Raw genomic sequence first — 19,843 nt, forward strand, 5'->3', positions numbered from 1 at the left:
GTTTAAAAAATTAATAGTACTTTTGAGGAATAGAAATTTGTTTTCAATGAAAAAAATCTTACAACTAACACTAGTTTTTATCGCTTTTATTGCATCAACTAACCTTGCCAACGCGCAGCTGCAATCTCAACATGCCATCGGTGCCAGATTTGGTTCGGCTACTGGATTAACATATCGTTATACAATGAATCCTAACAAGGCTTTGGAAGGAATCCTGAGTATACAGGGCAACTCGGAATACAGCAGGTTCCGCTTGGTAGGTCTCTATGAAAACCACTTGCCATTGTACAATGATTTCTCTTGGTTCTGGGGATTCGGTGGTTCCGTAGGTTCATATACCAGTAAAGCATTTACCAACAAAGAAGGGCAACGTTTTGACAAACATTCCGAAATGGCCCTGAGTGTTGATGGTATCGTAGGGGTGGAATACAAAATTCCGCAAGCTCCACTAGCATTGTCACTAGATATCAAACCTTATTTCGACTTCCTTCAAGAAAGCGGATTCAGGATTTGGGATGGAGTGGGATTCTCAATAAGATACACGTTTTAACAACGAACAAGGCCTTGCATCAAAAAGCAAGGCCTTGTTCGTTGTTACAGTATTGAGATGTGAGATATCAGATGTGAGATAGAAAGGCTGTCAATTATACTGTCTCATATCTCACATCTCAATACTCATATCTATCCCATTCCTATCCAATTTTCTATCCCACATCTCAATACTCACATCTCATATCTACTCAACTGCCTTCTCCGTATCCACCGCATTATGCTCCCGGTATACTTTTTCGCCAATTACGCCTTCGTCCCCGAGTGCCCTGCCTTTGATCAGCCAGGATATCCCGAACATCCAAAGGGCTAAGGCTTCAAAAACGAGGGTAGAATAGGGGAACAGCTTTAGAGGGACCATAACTACGCAAAGTATTATGCCATAGCCACAGAATCTGTAGATGCGGTTTTCATTGAACATACTGACCGGAATATCGGAGTTTTTCTGTTGCCCGATGGTAAAGACATTGATGGATAATAGGGCAAAAATGGAAAACAACACTGCCGCAAAGGCATAGTGTAACCAAGTTAAGCTAAAGTTGATCAAGGTACATTTCAGGCAGGAGTCCGAAATAGGATCTGTTGGGATAAAAGCAACCCCGAAAGCCATGATCCCGGCAACATTCGTAAGTAAATTGTCGTTCTTGAGAATTGACCTGTTCCCATTTCCTTTATAGCAGATCAAAAACAAGCCTACAGCACATAATGTACCCGTAAAGATTTCCCGAAGGTTGGTATAGTAATAATGGCTGATGGAGGGCTGTATTTTGGTCGCAAAGAATTTGATTAAAGATAGCAGGACTAAAATGGTTGGGAGAAAAATCCCTAGATAACCAATTGCCCTTCGGAGACGCCGATAGGCATATAGGTTGTGGTTTTGAATGGGTTTTATTTGCATGGCCGTAATTGGTTAAACGGTACGGAACCTGAAATTGGTCTTAGGTTCGATTCTGTTAATTGTGTGCCATTAAAAATAAAGAAAAAATTCAAATAAATTATTGATAATGAGTGGTTAATTGCTTTGGACGAGCGAAAACAAAATACCCAGCAACGAAAGGGATTCGATTGCTGGGTATTTCTACTTTTCAAGATTATAAAGAAAGCCAGATATTACCTAACCTTCTTTGTTCTTCTGTGCTGTCTTCTTTTCTTTCAATAACGTAGGAAACTTTTTCACTAGCTTTCAACTGGATCGTGATTTCACGCATCAGGCCATCTCTAGCGACCAGGATCTGCAAAGGATCACCAATCTTGCTGTTGATCACAGCCTGGTCCAGTTCTCTACCCATCGGATCCAAGCGATTTCCGTTGACTGCCACGATTTCATCATCTACATTCAATCCATCCAGCCAAGCAGCGGAATTGCGGTCAACATTCTTGATGATGGTACGTCCATCCTGATGCGAAACCTTGATCCCTATGCTAGGTGTCTGGTTTTCCCTATTGATGTCAATGAACTGATAACCTATCGCGTTGAAATAAGCATTATAGTCAATTTCTTCTGTGGTATAGACTGCGTCAAAAATCTCCTTCAGGGAGATTCCGGAAACCTCTTCTGCCAAGTCTTGGAATTCCTTTTCGCTGATTCCCCTGTTCTCAATCAGGTAATATTTTTCATAGGCCGCTTTCAGGACATTGTCCAAACGTTTGCTGCCATTGGTCTTCGCAATGATGCTGATGTCAATCATCGTGGCCAACATAGCTCCTTTGTTGTAATAGGAGATGCTGACATTGGATGAGTTTTCATCAGGGCGGTATTGTTTGATCCAGGTATCAAAACTGGAAAGACCCACCGATTGAACCTTGTGTCCAGGGCGGTTCAATACCAGATTGAATTCCGAAACCAATTCATTTAGATACTCCTGTTCATTCCTAAATCCGCATCTACGCGTAATTAGGTTGTCGTAATAGGCGGTAAAACCTTCAAAGATCCATAATAATGGGGTGTAGTTTTCCTCATCATAGTTGAATGGACCCAAGTTCGCGGGTCTCAAACGCTTGACATTCCATAAGTGGAAATACTCATGGGCTACCAAGCTCAAGAAATTATTATAGGTGATGTTATTGGAATAAGCGGACCTGGATGCTGCCAAGACCGTCGAGTTCAAGTGTTCCAATCCACCGTGTGAACTTTGATAATTATGGGTAATAAATACATATCGGTCATTCGGATTCGATCCCCAGATCGCCGTTTCTACTTCCACAATCTTTGTGATATCTTCTGACAAGCGATCTTTATCGTAATTGGCCGTTCCCACCATCGCAAATTCATGGGGTATACCCGCAGCATTGAACGTCCAGCTATCCTGATTACCGATCTCCAGCGGAGAATCAAAAAGGATATCGAAATTCTCTGCAAAGAAGAGATTGAGTTTGCCCTCTACCAATTCCAAACCTGTAGATATCTTTTTCCAGAAACTTGGCAGATCAACCTGAACCGTGGAAGCATGGTCCAAATAGCCGTCCACGAACAGGAAAGTCCCTGCTGGGCTGATAAAGGCATGTTGGTCATCCACAAAATTGGTACGCACGGAGCGTTCAAAGCTATAAACACGATAGGATACCTTTACCTGCGAACCCTTGGAATGAACTCTCCAGGTATTCTTGTTGATCTTGTCAAATTCAAGGAGGTTACCATTCGTATCTTCCATCTTCATCTGCTCCACGTTTTTTGCAAATTCACGGATGAGGTAGGAACCAGGTGTCCAGACCGGCATTTTGAGGTCAAGGTAATCTTGGTCAAATCCTTCAAGGATCATTCGGACCTCCACATAATGTGCCTGAGGCTCAATAAAAGATAATTGGAACTGTATACTGCTATTACTCATAATTCTTAAACGTAAAAAGGGAAACCTTGTTTGGCATCCCTTATTTTCTTTTATAAACTTCAAAAGTATAGTCGAACTTATGCTTTTCATCCTTCTGATGGGCATCTTGACTGACCAACTCCCATTCATTCTCTGGCAGTTCCGGAAAATAGGCGTCCGCATCTGGAATATTGGTGTGCACCCTGGTCAATAGGACTTCATCTGCAATGGGCAAGGATTGCTTGTAGATCTCTGCTCCACCGATGATAAATATTTCCTGTTCATCCCTGCAATAATTAATTACCGCTTGGATGCTGTTTGCGACATCAACTTCCTCTGCCCTAAATTGAGGCTGTCTGCTGATGACGATATTCCTTCTGCCTGGCAAGGCTTTACCAATGGACTCAAAGGTCTTCCGACCCATGACAATGGAATGATCCATGGTCTTGGCCTTGAAGTATTTGAAATCATTGGGTAAATGCCAAGGCATTTGGTTACCTTTTCCAATTGCATTATTCTCGGCTGCCGCCACAATAAATGTAACTTTAGGATAACTCATTTAAATGTTTTAGTTTTTATTATACAGCTACTGGAGCTTTGATATGCGGGTGATGTTCGTAATTGACCAATTCAAAATCCTCAAACTTGAAATCAAAGATGTCTTTCACATCAGGGTTGATCTTCATTTGCGGAAGTGGTTTCGGATCGCGTGACAATTGCAGTTCGGTCTGCTCAAAATGGTTGCTGTAGATATGCGCATCACCAAGGGTATGGACAAAATCTGCCGCTTCCATATCGCATACCTGCGCCACCATCATGGTCAATAGGGCATAGGAAGCAATGTTGAACGGTACTCCCAAGAAAATATCTGCACTGCGTTGGTATAATTGGCAGGATAGCTGCGGTTTTAAGATCCCTTTCTCAGGTTGCGCCGGCGCTACATAGAACTGAAAAAAGGCATGACATGGAGGCAAAGCCATATTTTCGATTTCCGCTACGTTCCATGCCGAAACAATGATCCTACGGGAGTCCGGTGATTTTTTCAACTGATTGATCACTTGGCTGATCTGGTCGATATGACGGCCATCAGGAGTAGGCCATGAACGCCATTGTGAACCATAAACTGGACCTAAATTGCCGTTTTCATCCGCCCATTCGTCCCAAATGCTTACACCGTTTTCCTTGAGATATTGGATGTTGGTCTCACCTTTCAGGAACCAGATCAACTCATGGATAATGGAGCGTAAATGTAACTTTTTGGTCGTTACAAGGGGGAATCCTTCTTTTAGATTGAAACGCATTTGATACCCAAATACACTTTTTGTTCCTGTTCCAGTTCTGTCCGTTTTTTCAACACCAGTCGTGTATACGTGTTCAAGTAAGTCTAAATATTGTTTCATTGATTTCCCTTGATTTTTTTCTCCTACGAAGATACCCTTTTTTTTGAAATTGCATTTTGCTTTTTGGGGCCTTTGCGGAAGTTTCCCGTTTTTTTACAATCCCAGGTTAATCATTAAAATATCACAATTCATCAATACTTAACATTTTGCATCATTTTGTGTATTTTTGCAAAATATTATGGGAAAAAAAGTTGCTTTCTATACGTTAGGTTGTAAGCTGAATTTTTCAGAAACCTCCTCTATAGGTCGTATCTTTAAGGATGCGGGTTATGAAACTACGCCTTTCAACAGCGCGGCAGATGTTTATGTGATCAATACATGTTCGGTGACCGATCATGCTGACCGCAAGTGCCGAAAGGTCGTAAAGGAAGCCCTGAAGCATTCCCCAAATGCCTATATTACCATTGTTGGCTGTTATGCGCAGCTCAAACCTAAGGAGATTTCTGAAATCCCGGGTGTGGACATGGTATTAGGTGCTGCCGAAAAATTCAACATCATTGAACATATCGATGACCTGACCAAGAACGAAAAAGCAGTGGTCCATAATGCCCCTATCGACGAAACCAATCAGTTTGTTTCTGCATTCTCCATCGGCGACCGTACCAGGACCTTTTTGAAAGTTCAGGATGGTTGTGATTATTCCTGTACCTTCTGTACGATTCCTTTGGCACGTGGCGCCAGCCGTTCGGGCAAGATTGAGGACATTGTGCGTCAGGCTGAAGAGATTGCCGCTTCCGGCGTCAAAGAAATCGTGCTGACTGGCGTGAATATCGGTGACTACGGCATCCGTGACGGCAAGCGCCAAGATCGCTTCGTGGATCTGGTGAAAGCATTGGATGAGGTGGAAGGAATCGATAGGATCCGTATTTCTAGCATTGAACCCAACCTATTGACCAATGAGATCATCGAATTTGTAGCACAGTCCAAAAGGTTTGTGCCACATTTCCACATGCCCCTACAGTCAGGTAACAATAAGGTCCTAGCACAAATGAGACGCCGATACAAACGTGAACTGTATAGCGAACGCGTTGCTAAGATCAAATCTCTGATGCCTAACTGCTGTATCGGGGTGGATGTTATCGTCGGTTTCCCAGGAGAGACCCGTGAGGATTTTATAGATACATACAACTTCTTGAATGAGATGGATACCTCTTACCTGCATGTATTCACCTATTCAGAACGTGAAAATACCATTGCCGCTCAAATGGAAGGTGCCGTACCGGGTGCCCAGCGAAGCGATAGAAGCAAGATGTTGCATATCCTTTCAGAAAAGAAACGTAGAGCCTTCTACGAATCGCAGTTAGGCTCTATCGATGAGGTTCTGTTTGAAGGTGATATCAAAGATGGTTATATGCATGGCTTCTCCAAGAACTATGTGAAAGTGCGTACGCCTTATGATCCTTTGTTGGTAAACGAGGTTGTTCCCGTTAAGTTCATTTCCATTTCTGAAAATGGGGATGTGGATATCGAGGAATTGCCAGAGGTATTAGCGCATTAATCGGATAGTATACCCCAATTTTTTTTGGTTTTATTCTGACTTTGTTCGAGTCTCATTCGAGACATATTCGGAAACGTTCGGATTGGATAGAATTATTTCTAACCATTTCCCGAATGTGTCTCGAAGCAATCTCGAATAAGGTCAAGATTTAGACCTTTCCTTTTGGTCTAAATCCTGCCTTTTCTTTAGCTGTTTTTGGGTCCTTTTTTATGGGGAATAATTACTTGCCTGAGTTGAATTTGAGCTGCTAAGCATTTCTTCTTCTGAAGCTGTCAAACTCTTTGTGAAGTCGCATCAACTTGAAGGTTGAACTGATCAGCTCATTGGTTTCGAGAAGAATGGAGAAATACAGTCTACTGTTCTTAGGACTGTTTTCAGAAGTCCTGATACGGTCTATCTGTTTGTCCAATAGATTGTTGATGTATTCTTGGATATCTTCTCTTTCTTTAATGATCTCATCAATCTTACTGAAATCCAGTCGTTTATAGGTCATGTTGATTTTTGAGAACCATTCAGCGATTCTTTCCACCACATATTTTAAGTCTTTTGCCTGACTGATCTTCAGCGGTTTGTGGTTATTGTCCACATGCGACATGGCATTGGAGTTGATGACCGCTACGTTTTCTACCATATCCTGTTGATAACCTAAGGATATGATATAATAACGGCTTCCCTTCACGGAATTATCATCCAAACTACGGATATAATCATACATCGCGTTGTTGGTTGAGTTCAGGTCGTTCTGCAGTTTCTTGATCAACTTTTTATTGCTTGTCAGGGCATCCAGGTCTTCCTTGATCAGGGAGTCTATGGCTTCCTTGAAGAATAGGTTGGTCTTGGAGAACGTTTCACTGATCTGTTGGGCAGAGGTTTCAATTACCTGCTGTAGACCGATGATATCGCCTTTTTCCAGGTTCAGTTCCTGTAATGCCTTTGCCTTGATCTTGCGGTCATGGCTCTTTGCATTTCTATAAAGCAATAGGGCAAGTACGATCAGGGAGATCACAAAAGTGACGATTCCGCCAATCTTTAGGAAGAACGCGAAGATTACCGCTCCCGCGAATGCACAACCCGCAGTCACAAACCAACCGCCGATAACGTGGAATACTCCCGAAACCCTATAAACTGCACTCTCACGGCCCCATGCACGGTCTGCAAAGGCAGTACCCATGGCCACCATAAAGGTTACATAGGTGGTCGAAAGGGGAAGTTTCATGGATGTACCTAGGGCGATCAGGCTGGAAGCAACCATCAGGTTGACCGAAGCGCGGATCATATCAAACATTGGTTCATCTTTTGACTTCTTTTTCTTTCTATGGGCAGTTAACAGTGGGTTTTCAAATTTTTTGTCCAAACTTGCCTGCAAGGTCCTCGGCATCAGGTAAGTCAAACCTGAACCAAGTTTGATAAATCCTCTTACAATGCTACGGGATAGCATATTGGATTTAAATTTCTCGTTACCATCACCTTGATTGGAAAGGCTCATTTCCGTCTCAATAACGGTTTTGGCCTTTTTGGAGGTCCATAAGGTAATGACCATTACGATACCTGCGGTTAATAAGATCCAGGTAGGGGCAACTATATCACTGGATGCCAATGCATCCATCATATAGTTGTCCGGGTCGGCGCCAGGGATCGATTGGAAGAACTCTACCGATTGAGCTGCGGCTACTGGTACACCGATAAAGTTTACCAAGTCGTTCCCCGCGAATGAAAGCGCTAACGCAAAGGTTCCAATTCCAATGATCACCTTCAGGATATTATATCCCAACAGGTTAATGATGTAGCTTAGGATGGTGAAGACTACAAATGATCCACCCAATAGGAGCAATTCATGCGTCTGAACCCAGTCTTTGACATCTGAACCAATGAACGATACACCTTTCATCCCTTTGATCAGGATAAAATAAGAGATAGAAGCCATGGCAATTCCCCCAAAGAAAACCCCAATGGTCTTTAGTTTCTTTTCAAACTGGAAAGTGAACAGGACCCTGGAAATATACTGTACAGCCATACCGACCGTAAAGGAAATGACGACGGAGAGTAAGATACTGTAGACAATCTCAGAGGCTTTTTCTGTATTGATATAGGTAGAAAGGGTAGACCAATCTCCGTTCTTAATAGCGATATTATAGATAGCCAAACAGATCGCAGCACCTAAGAGCTCGAACACGATGGATACCGTGGTTGAAGTTGGCAGGCCGAAATAGTTAAAGACATCCAATAGAATGATATCCGTAATCATGACGGCGAGGAATATGGTTATTACATCATCAAAAGAGAATTTACTGGGGACATAGATCCCGCTCCTGGCGATTTCCATCATACCGCTCGAAAAGACCGATCCAAAAAGGATCCCCAAACTGGCAATGATCATGATGCTTTTGAAAGGGATGGCTTTTGATCCAATGGCTGAATTCAGGAAGTTTACAGCATCGTTACTAACACCGACCATCAGGTCTATGATTGCCAGGACAGCAAGCGTGATGAGTACGAGATAAAGGTAGTTCTCCATAATGTATATGTTTTCAATCTAGATTGTTATGGGTGATCAGACTAAAACTGAAATATAATTTCTAAAACTGCAAGTATAGGGTAAAAACCTTAAAATTTAGCTATTTGTTTTCAAATTATTCTTCCAGAATATCGTTAAAAGAATAAAAATAACGCCTATCCATTTGACCCAGCTGACCGACTCTTGCAGGACCAGGTAAGACATACAGACGGCTACCGGGAGCTCTACGGCACTTAGTACGGCGCCAAGGGAATACCCCACTTTAGGCATGCCGTAAGCAAAGAGCAACGGTGGAATGACCGTTCCGAAGATGGACAGCAACATGCCATAAGGTAAAATTCCCATGAACGTTTCGCTGCCGAACAAACTGAAGGGTTGTAAGGTGACCATAATCAGGAATAAGGCACCACTGATCATCATGGCGCTTTTATGGATCGGATGGTAATCATTGCCCACACGGCCGTTGACAATCATAAAGACAGAGTAGGCGGTTGCAGCAAGCATGCCGTACCCGATCCCCAGTAAAGAAAAGGATTCCAAAGGTTCCTCGATCATGCCAGTAGCGAAGACCGTACCGGCAAGGATGGCAATGATAACGATGATTTGGCTAAGCTGAGGTTTTACCTTGAAGAAAATCAGTTCGATAATCTGTCCGATCCAGATGTATTGCATCAGGAGGACGATGGCCAAGGAAGCTGGGACCAGTTCTACACATTTATAGTACAATATGCTGACCATGCCCGTACTTACCCCACTCAGGTAAATTTTCCATTTAGGGCTTAATGGGGTCTGGGATTTCTTTTGTTGTTGGGAGTTTTTTATGAGGAGCCAAGCTAGCCAAAGAAAGACAACCCCTAATAGTGCTTGAATCCCTGTGACTTCGCCAAGGTTATAACCTTGTGCATAGGCTTTTTTAACAAAGGTGGATAGAATTCCGAAGCTCGCGGCTCCAAGGAATACGGCTATTGCGCCTTTTGTTTTATTCATGGCGCAAAAGTAAATTAAATAAGTACTATGCGCTAAGGATAAAAACAGTTGATGACACAGAAAAGACAAATCCATTCGTACAGGTAAAAATTAGCGCGCATAAAATTTGGTTGTCGTGACAAATAATTTCCGTTCAAATCCTGTTTTTAAGGATTAATAACCTATATTGTATGGCTTTGGCAATAAAGTAAGTCACATTTGTGGAAAAAAACAGGTGGGCTTTGATGGAATAGCTTGATATTTTTGGTTTGGAGGTTTTGGATGAAGATTAATTACAGCTTATTACTTTTTCTTTTGGCGGCGGTCTTGTTGAGTTCCTGTGGGGCGAAGCGAAAAACTGCCGGAGGAGGTTCTTATGGAAATGTAAAGCCCAAGAAGGGAGCTCCAATTTCGGATGCCAGTGATGCCAGAGGGGTGGAGTATTCTGGGAACAAGCTGGAAAACTATGCCGAGTTGTTGGGCGTGAAGACCAAGGATCTCGATAACAAGAACCTATACCTAATGATCGATGAATGGATGGGCACGCCGCACCGAATGGGGGGTATGGATAAACGCGGGGTGGACTGTTCGGGTTTTGTGACCCTGATGTACGATAGGATCTATGGCAAGGAGCTGCCACGAACTTCAAGGGACATGGCTGACAATGTGAAGCGGAAGTATGAGAAGCAATTGAAGGAGGGGGATCTGGTGTTCTTTTCCTTTGGCGGTCGGAATATCGACCATGTGGGTATTTACCTGCACAATGGCAAGTTTGTGCATGTATCCACGCGCAAAGGTGTTATCATCTCCAACCTGAACGATAGTTGGTATTATAAATATTTCAAGCGCAGCGGAACGCCAAAGAGTTAGTGGCTGCTGTTTTATGACAGTATTATGTCCGATATTCGGCTTTATTCTCAAATTAGCCTGTTAAAATCTGTACAAATCCCTATTTTTGTGCACATTTTATAGCATATCATGTCAGAAAAAACTAAAAAGATTTTCTTAGGGCTATGTGTAGTAGTTCCATTCTTAATTTACTGTGTTTATTACTATTCGGCAATGGTGAAAAACGCACCATACCGTTATTCAGATTTCGATCATATCGAAATTACCTATGGATTTCCAGATTCCATGCTGAACCATTTCAATTCCAAGACACAGGAATATGATTACCTTACAAAAGACAACAAGTTGGTAAAGGATAGCTTGAAACTTCGTGACAATGACCTGTTGTATCTGCACAGGAAAGCGCAGGAGTTGGGCTTCTGGAATTTACCGGACGATATGACGGTGGACCTCAGCAAGAGACCGGCTGGCGAGCGCAAGCCAAGGTACAAGCTGACCTTCGCCTATAAAGAAAAAACGAAGACTGTAACCTTTGATCCGGATTATCCGGGGCCAGACAAAATGGTCGAAGCGGGCCGTACCACGATCGATGAGGTGGTAAGGATGTTGGCGACGGCAAAGGCGAGATAAAAGGAAATTTATTATTTAATTTTCTCTTAACAGTAACTTTAACCAATAGCCCTACTTTTGAGTCAAGTAATTTGTTTCAATAAATTGTTTGGTGATTTAAAGGTTATTAGGTAAAACAATTAAGAAAAAGGGTCGATGTGATATCGGTCCTTTTTTTTTATTTATTGAATCTCGATTAATCCCCTGTAAACTAAAAAGATGCTCTGTTCCCTTTTGGAAAAAAGGATGACTTCCATTTTTGTGGCGATAATCCTACCATTATTTTATGAGGTAATTATTGATATTAATTGTTAATTTGTGTCCAAATAATAAATTATGGAAACAAAAACATTATCTAAATTCATTGCTGAACTGATTGGAACATTCGGTTTGGTATTGTTTGGCTGTGGTGCTGCAGCTGTTGCCGGAGGTGATACGCTAGCGCATACATCTGGCCTAGGGTTATTGGGGATTTCCTTGGCTTTCGGTTTATCCGTGGTAGTTTTCGCCTATGCAATTGGCGGCGTATCGGGTTGTCATATCAATCCGGCGGTTACCTTGGGTGTCCTGGTCTCGGGAAGGATGTCTGGAAAGGATGCTATAGTTTATATTGCTGCCCAGGTATTGGGTGGTATCTTAGGAGCCTTTGTGTTGAAGACCATTTTGTCGGGTCAGATTGCTGGTTTCAGCGCTGGCGAATGGGCGTATGGGTCGAATGGCTGGGGCGCAGGTTATCAGAATGAGTATGGAATGATGGCAGCATTTATTACCGAAACGGTATTGACAGCCCTGTTCCTGTTCGTTATTCTGGGCACCACATCAAAACTTGGAAATGGAACGATGGCTGGTTTGGCTATCGGTTTTTCCTTGGTTTTGATCCACATGGTTGCTATTCCTATCACAGGGACTTCAGTGAATCCTGCTAGAAGCCTTGGACCTGCGATCTTTGCAGGTGGAAATGCAATTTCTCAAGTTTGGTTGTTCTTGGTCGCTCCGTTTGTTGGTGCAGTAATCGGTGCCGTACTGTGGAGATTGGTGCAGAACGAACCGAAAAGTGCGTAATTGAAAATATTATTTTGATTAATTTAAATGAAAGAGTTGCTCCATTGGGCAACTCTTTTTTGTGGGTAGGGGAATGGGTAGGGGATTTGAACCAGGATGAAAGGGATTAGAGGATGGGCCAAGATCTGGGAGTGTACCAGGATTAAAAGGATGAGAGGATGGGCCATGATCGTAACTCAAGGCTCCTTGGAGGTTAAGGGAAATGTTTTTTTGTTTTTGATTCTGAACGATCAGTGAGGAATCTGTACGGTTTTCCTTCAACATGTCCTGTCATCCTGCAGCGAAGGTGCAGGAACTGTTCGGCAATACAAGCTTTTATGGATTTGATCACCTTCATTGTAAAATCCCCCAACTATGTTGTACAGCAATACAAGCTTTTCTGAGTTTAATCTCCTTTCATCGTACAATCCCCCATCATCGCTGTTCGCTCTTCATTCGCTTATCAAGAGAAATGTTTCCAAAACGGTTTTTGCTTGTGCCAAACTTTGAAAATGATTATCTTCGTGCATGGATAATTTCATTGTCTCTGCGCGGAAATATAGGCCGGTCACATTTGACTCGGTGGTAGGGCAGCAACACATTACCGGAACACTTAAGAATGCAATACATAACAACCAGTTAGCTCAGGCATTTCTGTTCTGTGGACCTCGTGGTGTTGGTAAAACTACCTGTGCCCGTATTTTGGCAAAGACAATTAACTGTGAGCATATCACGGAATCGAATGAGGCCTGTGGGCAATGTGATAGCTGTAAGTCTTTCCAGAATGGGAATTCCTTCAGTATCCATGAGCTGGATGCGGCATCCAACAACTCGGTTGACGATATCCGTTCCTTGATCGATCAGGTGAGGATCCCACCTCAAACAGGTAAATACAAGATCTATATCATTGATGAGGTTCACATGCTTTCGCAACAGGCTTTCAATGCTTTTTTGAAAACCTTGGAAGAGCCACCTTCCTATGCGATCTTTATCTTAGCTACCACGGAAAAACATAAAATCCTTCCTACCATTCTTTCCCGTTGTCAAATCTTTGATTTCAACAGGATCAAAGTGGAGGATATGGCGAACCATCTTGCTGGCATTGCGGAAAAAGAAGCGGTGACCTATGAGATGGATGGCCTGCATGTCATTGCGCAGAAAGCTGATGGCGGTCTACGTGATGCACTTTCGATGTTTGACCAGATCGTTAGTTTTTCCAATAAGAACCTGACCTACCAAGCGGTAATCAACAATCTAAATATCTTGGATTATGATTACTACTTCCAATTGATGGATGCCATCGCCAGACAGGATGCTGCCAATACTTTATTGATTTTTGATAAGGTGTTGAACAACGGTTTTGATGGCGGTCATTTTATCGCAGGTTTATCTTCGCACATCCGTAATCTATTGGTGAGCAAGGAGCCAAGTACCTTGAAGTTATTGGAAGTCAGTGAAAACGTGAAGAAAAGATATCTGGAACAATCACAATCGCTTTCCAGCGGTCTGTTGTTATCTGCCTTGAATATCGCAAACCAATGTGAGGTCAATTATCGCAGCAGTAAGAACCAAAGATTGCAGGTGGAGCTTTCCTTGCTGAAAATGTGCCATATTGCGAGTGCAATTCAACTAGGAGCAGAAGGTCTACCAGCATTAGCTGAATTAAAAAAAAAACTCCCTAACCCAGGTGTAAGCCCTGCTGTTGCAAATGGCTCTGGGCCAGCTGCAATGGAGAAAACTGCTTCTCAGGCTGCTCAAACCGCTGCTCAACCTGCGGCAATGCCAAAGCCTGCGCCAAGTACTCCGGTATCCAAGCCGGCAGCTGCAAGTTCAAATCCTGTTCCAGCAACTGATACTCCTAAACCGGCCGCTAAAGGCTGGGGCAATATCAAGACTTCTATTTCCGTACCTAACCTGAATACGATCTTTGACGATAAAAAGGCAGAAGGTGACGATGAAAATGAATTGGTAGAAGGTAATGAATTCTATGAAGTTACCCAGAATGGATTTTTGAGCAAGTGGAACGAATTTGCTGAAATCCTTCGTAACGAGAGCAAGATTACCCTGTACACCATTATGACCTCGAATGCGCCAGTCCTGGAAGGGACGACCATCAAGGTGGAGGTTGAGAACATGGTGCAGATGGAAGAGCTTAAGTTAGGTAAGATCGACATGCTGAATTACCTAAGGGTGCAATTGCGAAACTTCTCCCTGGATATTGACGGGGTGATGGTAGAGAAGTCCAAAGAGCGCAAACCTTATACTTCACAGGAAAAATATCAGGCCATGGTTGCCAAAAACCCGATGCTTGATGAGTTGAGAAAAACATTTGATTTGGGTTTAAGCTAATCATTTTCTTTTCTACCTTTGTACGAATTATTTTTCAGGCTGTTAAGGCCTTTATCCATAATAAAAACACATGCAAAATTTTCAACGTAGGGACAGGTCCGAAAAGCGTGAGACAAATCAGATGGTATTTGGGATCCGTGCTGTCATGGAAGCCATTGATAGTGGAAAAGAAATTGAATCCTTATTTGTTCAACGTGGTCTGTCGGGACCTTTGTTTGCTGAATTCAAAGCTTTAGTAAAAGAGCAGAATGTTGCATTCCAACAGGTACCTATTGAAAAATTAAATAGAATTACGCGCAAGAACCATCAAGGTGTCATCGCCGTGATCTCTCCGATTACGTATCAGGACATTGAAGACCTATTGCCAACGATCTATGAAAAAGGGGAGACTCCTTTGTTGTTGATGTTGGATGGGGTTACCGATGTCAGGAATATGGGAGCGATAGCACGTACAGCGGAATGTGCTGGTGTGCATGCGATCATTGTTCCTAAAAAGGGTTCTGCGGAAATCAACCCTGATGCGATCAAAACTTCAGCCGGTGCTCTTTATAAGATTCCGGTGTGTAGACAGGATTCGCTAGGCCGTGTTGCAAAATTCTTGATTGATTCAGGAGTTCAATTGGTCGTGAGTACAGAAAAAACCAAGGAATCGATCTACGATGTGGATTATACCACGCCAAGCTGTATCATCATGGGTGCAGAGGATGTTGGTGTATCGGATGATTTGATCCGTATATCGGATAAATTAGCTAAGATCCCAATGTTCGGCGAGATTGAATCCCTGAATGTTTCGGTTTCAGCTGCCGTTGTAATTTATGAAGCGGTTAGACAGCGCAATATCTCCTAACCTTGGTGGATAGACTTAAAAAATCTGTAGCTAGGCATTTTAGGGTATATCGGTATGTGATGTACCGTGAGACCTTGGTGGATTTCAGGGAACATTTCTGGTCCTTTCTGGGTGCCTTTATTGGCATCGGGCTGATTGCTTTTATACAGTCGCTTCACTTTCCTCCTTTAGAAAATGTATTCTTAATAGGCTCCTTTGGAGCCTCTGCTGTTTTAGTTTATGGCGCTATCCAGAGTCCCTTGGCGCAGCCTAGGAACTTGGTTGGTGGACATGTAGTTTCGGCCATCGTTGGGGTGACCATAGCAAAGGTACTGCCGGATGTGATCTGGTTGACAGCTCCTTTAGCTGTAGCTAGCTCTATTGTTGCGATGCAGTTCAGCAGGACCTTGCACCCGCCCGGTGGAGCAACGGCATTGATTGCAGTTAGTGGGGGAGCCAAAATCACGGAATTAGGCTATCTCTATGTCTTAGCGCCAGTCCTGTTGGGGACATTGATCTTGCTGTTGGTGGCATTGATATTTAACAATATCACCAAGAAAAGACATTATCCAGTCCGATATTCCCGATTGAGGAGATCAAGACGAAAGCAATTGAAGCAACGATTTGAAAGATTTAAGGCCAATATTTGAATATTGGTCTTTTTTATTTGCGATAATTGCATGTTTATGCGTTTTTTATTTTGAATATCAGAATAAACGAATAACTTTACGGCAATCTACCGAATGTCCAATGAAACACCTAACTATCCTAAATGGCCTGGCCATTTTTGCGCTTTCGCTTGGCAGTACATGTTATGTGCAGGCGCAAAGCCCTTTAAAGATCGAGGAAGCCATCTTAAAGGATCAGAAAAACTTTTACTATGTTGATTTCAAGAAATATCCTAAGTCGTTGAACAATCTTCCGATCGGTGTTTTTGATTCCGGTACGGGTGGTTTGACCGTGTTGGATGCACTCGTAAATTTCGATGAACATAACAATCGCTCGAGATCGAAGGAAAAGGATGGCGTGCTTGATTTCAAGCAGGAGAATTTTATCTATTTGGCGGACCAGGCGAATATGCCTTATGGAAATTACCATTCCGCTGAAAAGGATGATCTTCTGGTTGAACATATCATCAAGGATTTTCAGTTCTTGCTTTCGAACAAATATTATCCTAACTATCAGGCTTCAAAATTCAACAGTGATAAGGAAAAGGTGAAGGCAATAGTGATTGCCTGCAATACAGCAACAGCATATGGGTATAAGGATGCTGAAGCCTTTATGAAAAAGACCAATCTTGATATTCCTGTGATCGGTGTCATCAATGCAGCTGCACGAGGAACGTTGGCACTGTTTGATAAAGATGAGTCGGGCTCTATAGCGGTATTTGCTACCGTGGGGACCATTGCATCTGGCGGATATGAACGAACGATAAAAGAGCAGATCGCTCTTGCTGGCCATACTGGGGACTTGCAGATCTTTAATCAAGGTGGGCATGGCGTAGCTGAGGCCGTGGATGAAGAACCAGATTTCATAAAGACCAGTGCCAATGCACCGCGGGCCGATTATAGAGGACCTTCCTTAGATAACAAGGACTATAAGATCGACCGTACGCTCATGGATATCTATAATTTTAATTTTGATAAAAACCAGATGCTCTGTGATAGCAAGGATACAGAAGATTGCACGATGATGCAGATCAATTCTTCGGAAAACTATATCCGTTATCATTTGGTGAGTTTGCTGGAACAGATGCGTAAGACGGAAGGTGCTAAGCCATTGAAAGCGATGGTTTTAGGTTGTACGCATTATCCTTATCTGGTCAAGGAAATTAATCAGGTGTTAGGCGAGTTGAAGGAATATAAAGGGAATGATGGAGCGTATAAATACAAGGCTTTGATCGATAATGAAGTCCATATCATTGACCCATCTGTTTTTGTTGCCCGTGAATTATATGATGCCTTGGAAGAGCAGGAGCTGTTTAATTCCAAGGGGGATATGTTGAATAATTCGGAGTTTTATATCTCCGTTCCAAACCAAGATAATAAATCGGTTCAATTGGAGGGGGGAGAAGCTAGGTTTACCTACGACTATAAATATGGGAGGAAGGAAAATGAGATTCAGGAGTATGTGAAGGTTGTGCCTTTTGATCGAGGAAATATATCGGACATGACCTTGGAGAGGTTTAGGAACGTTATACCAAATACCTATGAGTTGATGCGTAACTTTTCAGAGGGCAATAGCAAGATGAAAGGACATGCTGAAGAGATCAGGATCAAGTAATAAAAAAATAAGCTCCAAATTTGGAGCTTATTTTTTTATTTTCTAATATCTGTTTCTAGACTCTCTGTCTTTGCGTTTTCCGGAGAAATCACGGAAACCACCGCCAGATCCGCCTCTGTCGCCCCTGTCTCTACGACCAGAACCACCTCCGCGATATCCGCCTCTGTCTCCACCTCTATCACCTCTGTCTCTACGGTCACCACCGCCGAAACCACCAGAACGACGTCTTCCGCCTCTGTCTGATGAAGGTCTGTCGCCAGAAACTTCGATTCTAACGTCTCTACCGTTAAAGTCTACACCTTTGAATCCTTGGAATACACTGTCTACGTCAGCATCAAGTACTTCGAAGAAAGTGAATACACCTTTAAGGTCTATTTTACCAACTGATTTACCTGAGATCTTACCTTTGTTACAGATGTAAGAAAGCATGTCTCCACGGCTGAACTCATCCACCGATCCCAAGTTGATAAACAAACGGGTATAACCTTTGGATCCAGTACGACGCTCACCTCTTTCACCACGTTCGCCTCTTGCTTCGCGGGCTTCCATGTTCAAGTCAGGAGCATCTTGGTAGTAGTTCAAGAATCTGTTGAATTCCAAAGAAGCGAATTTTTTGATTACTTCTTCTTTAGAAAGATCTTGCAAACTTTCCATGATCTGAGGTAAGAAAGCAGTGATCTGATCTTCATGTACTTCTACGTTGTGTACTTTGTCAACAAGAGAGAGCAATTGTTTTTCACATACTTCAGTACCCTGAGGAACTTGTTTGCGGATAAATTCTTTTCCGATAATCTTTTCGATATGACGGATTTTGCTCATTTCTTTCACATTGATCAATGAGATCGAAATACCAGTTTTACCGGCACGAGCGGTACGACCAGAACGGTGCGTATAGTTTTCAGTTTCGTCTGGTAATGAATAGTTGATTACGTGTGTTACGTCGTTCACGTCGATACCACGAGCTGCAACGTCAGTAGCAATCAATAATTGCAAGTTGCGTTCGCGATAGCGTTTCATTACTTTATCACGTTGCTGTTGCGAAAGATCACCGTGCAGGGAGTCGGCGTTGTAGCCGTCTTTGATCAATGCTTCAGCGATTTCTTGCGTTTCAATTTTAGTACGGCAGAATACGATACCAAAGATTTCAGGGTAATAGTCGACGATACGTTTAAAAGCAGCGTATTTGTCTTTCGCCTTGATCATGAAGTATTGGTGCTCGATATTCTCGTTACCCGTATTCTTGGTTCCTACAGTCAACTCTTTCGGGTCGTTCATGTAGTTCTGCGCGATACGGCGCACTTCTTTAGGCATGGTTGCGGAAAACAACCAAGTTTTTTTGTCGTCAGGAGTTTCAGAAAGGATATTGTTAATGTCCTCTTGGAATCCCATGTTCAACATTTCGTCAGCTTCGTCAAGCACTACATAGCGAACATTGGAGAAGTCAATGGCATTACGGCCAATGATATCCAACATCCTTCCTGGAGTGGCAACAACGATTTGAACACCACGACGAATCTGGCGTAATTGATCACCGATATTGGCACCGCCATAAACGGCAACCACATGTACGTTATCGATGTACTTGGCAAATTTTTCTAGGTCTCTTGCGATTTGCAAACATAGCTCACGCGTTGGACATAGAACCAATGCTTGAGGTTGTTTTGATGAAAAGTCTAGTTGTTCTAAAAGTGGAAGACCAAATGCCGCTGTCTTCCCTGTACCTGTTTGGGCTAATCCGACAAAATCGTCGTTACCAGTCAGTAATACAGGAATGGCTTTTTCCTGGATGGGAGAAGGTTTCTCGAAACCTAACTCAGTGATGGCATTAACAATCTCTTCACGGATTCCCAGTTCTAAAAATGGGTTCATGAAATAAAATATACAATAGGCACTATTGCCTAAGGCGGTGCAAAGGTAATTACAATAATTGATAAATCCTAATTTTCAATACTTTGTGGATTAAAAAATGTTTTATTTCCGATTTTCGGAATAGGTCCACAAATAGATTTGCTGTAATTTCTTTATCTACCTATTAAACAATGGTTTTTTATTAAGGTTTTGGTTTAATTATCGATACTTATAAAAGAAATTTGAGGATTTTGCTGGATGTAGCAAAAAAGTGATAAATGTATTGGGTTTAATTATTCTGTA

16 protein-coding genes are annotated in these 19,843 nt (G+C 42.5%); 9 read left to right on the plus strand and 7 right to left on the minus strand.

Annotation, left to right across the window (positions count from 1 at the left end):
* Window positions 1–46: 46 nt before the first annotated feature.
* Window positions 47–550, plus strand: a complete 504-nt coding sequence (locus NLF99_RS10535; RefSeq protein ID WP_185213497.1) for a hypothetical protein — start codon at window positions 47–49, stop codon at window positions 548–550.
* Window positions 551–736: 186 nt separating this feature from the next.
* Here NLF99_RS10535 and NLF99_RS10540 read toward each other — a convergent pair whose 3' ends face one another.
* The 4 genes from NLF99_RS10540 to NLF99_RS10555 all read right to left on the minus strand — a co-directional run bounded on the left by NLF99_RS10540 (window position 737) and on the right by NLF99_RS10555 (window position 4,756).
* The gene (locus NLF99_RS10540; protein ID WP_185218627.1) at window positions 737–1,447 is read right to left on the minus strand and encodes a hypothetical protein; all 711 of its coding nucleotides are present in this window, start codon (window positions 1,445–1,447) and stop codon (window positions 737–739) included.
* 193 nt (window positions 1,448–1,640) lie between these two features.
* Window positions 1,641–3,377 carry a M61 family metallopeptidase gene (locus NLF99_RS10545; RefSeq protein ID WP_254528173.1) on the minus strand — a complete coding sequence of 579 codons (1,737 nt, stop codon included), beginning with the start codon at window positions 3,375–3,377 and terminating at the stop codon, window positions 1,641–1,643.
* A gap of 40 nt (window positions 3,378–3,417) precedes the next feature.
* On the minus strand, window positions 3,418–3,915 hold the full coding sequence (locus NLF99_RS10550) for a dihydrofolate reductase (protein ID WP_254528175.1): 498 nt from the start codon (window positions 3,913–3,915) through the stop codon (window positions 3,418–3,420).
* Window positions 3,916–3,934: 19 nt separating this feature from the next.
* Complete coding sequence (locus NLF99_RS10555; RefSeq protein ID WP_185218630.1) at window positions 3,935–4,756, minus strand: thymidylate synthase; 822 nt, start codon at window positions 4,754–4,756, stop codon at window positions 3,935–3,937.
* Window positions 4,757–4,934: 178 nt separating this feature from the next.
* Between NLF99_RS10555 and mtaB the strand changes: the two genes are divergently transcribed.
* Window positions 4,935–6,254: a tRNA (N(6)-L-threonylcarbamoyladenosine(37)-C(2))-methylthiotransferase MtaB gene (gene mtaB / locus NLF99_RS10560; RefSeq protein ID WP_185213502.1), complete on the plus strand. Its 1,320-nt coding sequence runs from the start codon at window positions 4,935–4,937 to the stop codon at window positions 6,252–6,254.
* Window positions 6,255–6,501: 247 nt separating this feature from the next.
* Here mtaB and NLF99_RS10565 read toward each other — a convergent pair whose 3' ends face one another.
* Entirely contained in the window at window positions 6,502–8,769 is a 2,268-nt protein-coding gene (locus NLF99_RS10565; RefSeq protein ID WP_254528179.1) for an inorganic phosphate transporter, read from the minus strand.
* 96 nt (window positions 8,770–8,865) lie between these two features.
* Window positions 8,866–9,756 carry a DMT family transporter gene (locus NLF99_RS10570; protein WP_254528181.1) on the minus strand — a complete coding sequence of 297 codons (891 nt, stop codon included), beginning with the start codon at window positions 9,754–9,756 and terminating at the stop codon, window positions 8,866–8,868.
* 261 nt (window positions 9,757–10,017) lie between these two features.
* Between NLF99_RS10570 and NLF99_RS10575 the strand changes: the two genes are divergently transcribed.
* The 7 genes from NLF99_RS10575 (at window position 10,018) to NLF99_RS10605 (ending at window position 17,692) form a co-directional block, all read left to right on the plus strand.
* Window positions 10,018–10,605 (plus strand): C40 family peptidase, encoded by a 588-nt coding sequence (locus tag NLF99_RS10575; RefSeq protein WP_185213505.1) that lies wholly within the window; start codon window positions 10,018–10,020, stop codon window positions 10,603–10,605.
* A gap of 108 nt (window positions 10,606–10,713) precedes the next feature.
* Complete coding sequence (locus tag NLF99_RS10580; protein ID WP_237219571.1) at window positions 10,714–11,214, plus strand: hypothetical protein; 501 nt, start codon at window positions 10,714–10,716, stop codon at window positions 11,212–11,214.
* 315 nt (window positions 11,215–11,529) lie between these two features.
* On the plus strand, window positions 11,530–12,255 hold the full coding sequence (gene aqpZ, locus NLF99_RS10585) for an aquaporin Z (RefSeq protein ID WP_185213506.1): 726 nt from the start codon (window positions 11,530–11,532) through the stop codon (window positions 12,253–12,255).
* A gap of 507 nt (window positions 12,256–12,762) precedes the next feature.
* Window positions 12,763–14,583: a DNA polymerase III subunit gamma/tau gene (locus NLF99_RS10590; RefSeq protein ID WP_254528182.1), complete on the plus strand. Its 1,821-nt coding sequence runs from the start codon at window positions 12,763–12,765 to the stop codon at window positions 14,581–14,583.
* A gap of 70 nt (window positions 14,584–14,653) precedes the next feature.
* Window positions 14,654–15,430 (plus strand): 23S rRNA (guanosine(2251)-2'-O)-methyltransferase RlmB, encoded by a 777-nt coding sequence (rlmB, locus tag NLF99_RS10595; protein WP_185213508.1) that lies wholly within the window; start codon window positions 14,654–14,656, stop codon window positions 15,428–15,430.
* Window positions 15,431–15,435: 5 nt separating this feature from the next.
* The gene (locus tag NLF99_RS10600; protein ID WP_254528183.1) at window positions 15,436–16,059 is read left to right on the plus strand and encodes an HPP family protein; all 624 of its coding nucleotides are present in this window, start codon (window positions 15,436–15,438) and stop codon (window positions 16,057–16,059) included.
* 100 nt (window positions 16,060–16,159) lie between these two features.
* The gene (locus NLF99_RS10605) at window positions 16,160–17,692 is read left to right on the plus strand and encodes a glutamate racemase (RefSeq protein WP_254528187.1); all 1,533 of its coding nucleotides are present in this window, start codon (window positions 16,160–16,162) and stop codon (window positions 17,690–17,692) included.
* A gap of 42 nt (window positions 17,693–17,734) precedes the next feature.
* Here NLF99_RS10605 and NLF99_RS10610 read toward each other — a convergent pair whose 3' ends face one another.
* Window positions 17,735–19,561, minus strand: a complete 1,827-nt coding sequence (locus tag NLF99_RS10610) for a DEAD/DEAH box helicase (RefSeq protein WP_185218637.1) — start codon at window positions 19,559–19,561, stop codon at window positions 17,735–17,737.
* Window positions 19,562–19,843 lie beyond the last annotated feature (282 nt).

Origin of the sequence: Sphingobacterium sp. LZ11T8 (genome assembly GCF_024261425.1) — a bacterium.
GTDB lineage: Bacteria > Bacteroidota > Bacteroidia > Sphingobacteriales > Sphingobacteriaceae > Sphingobacterium.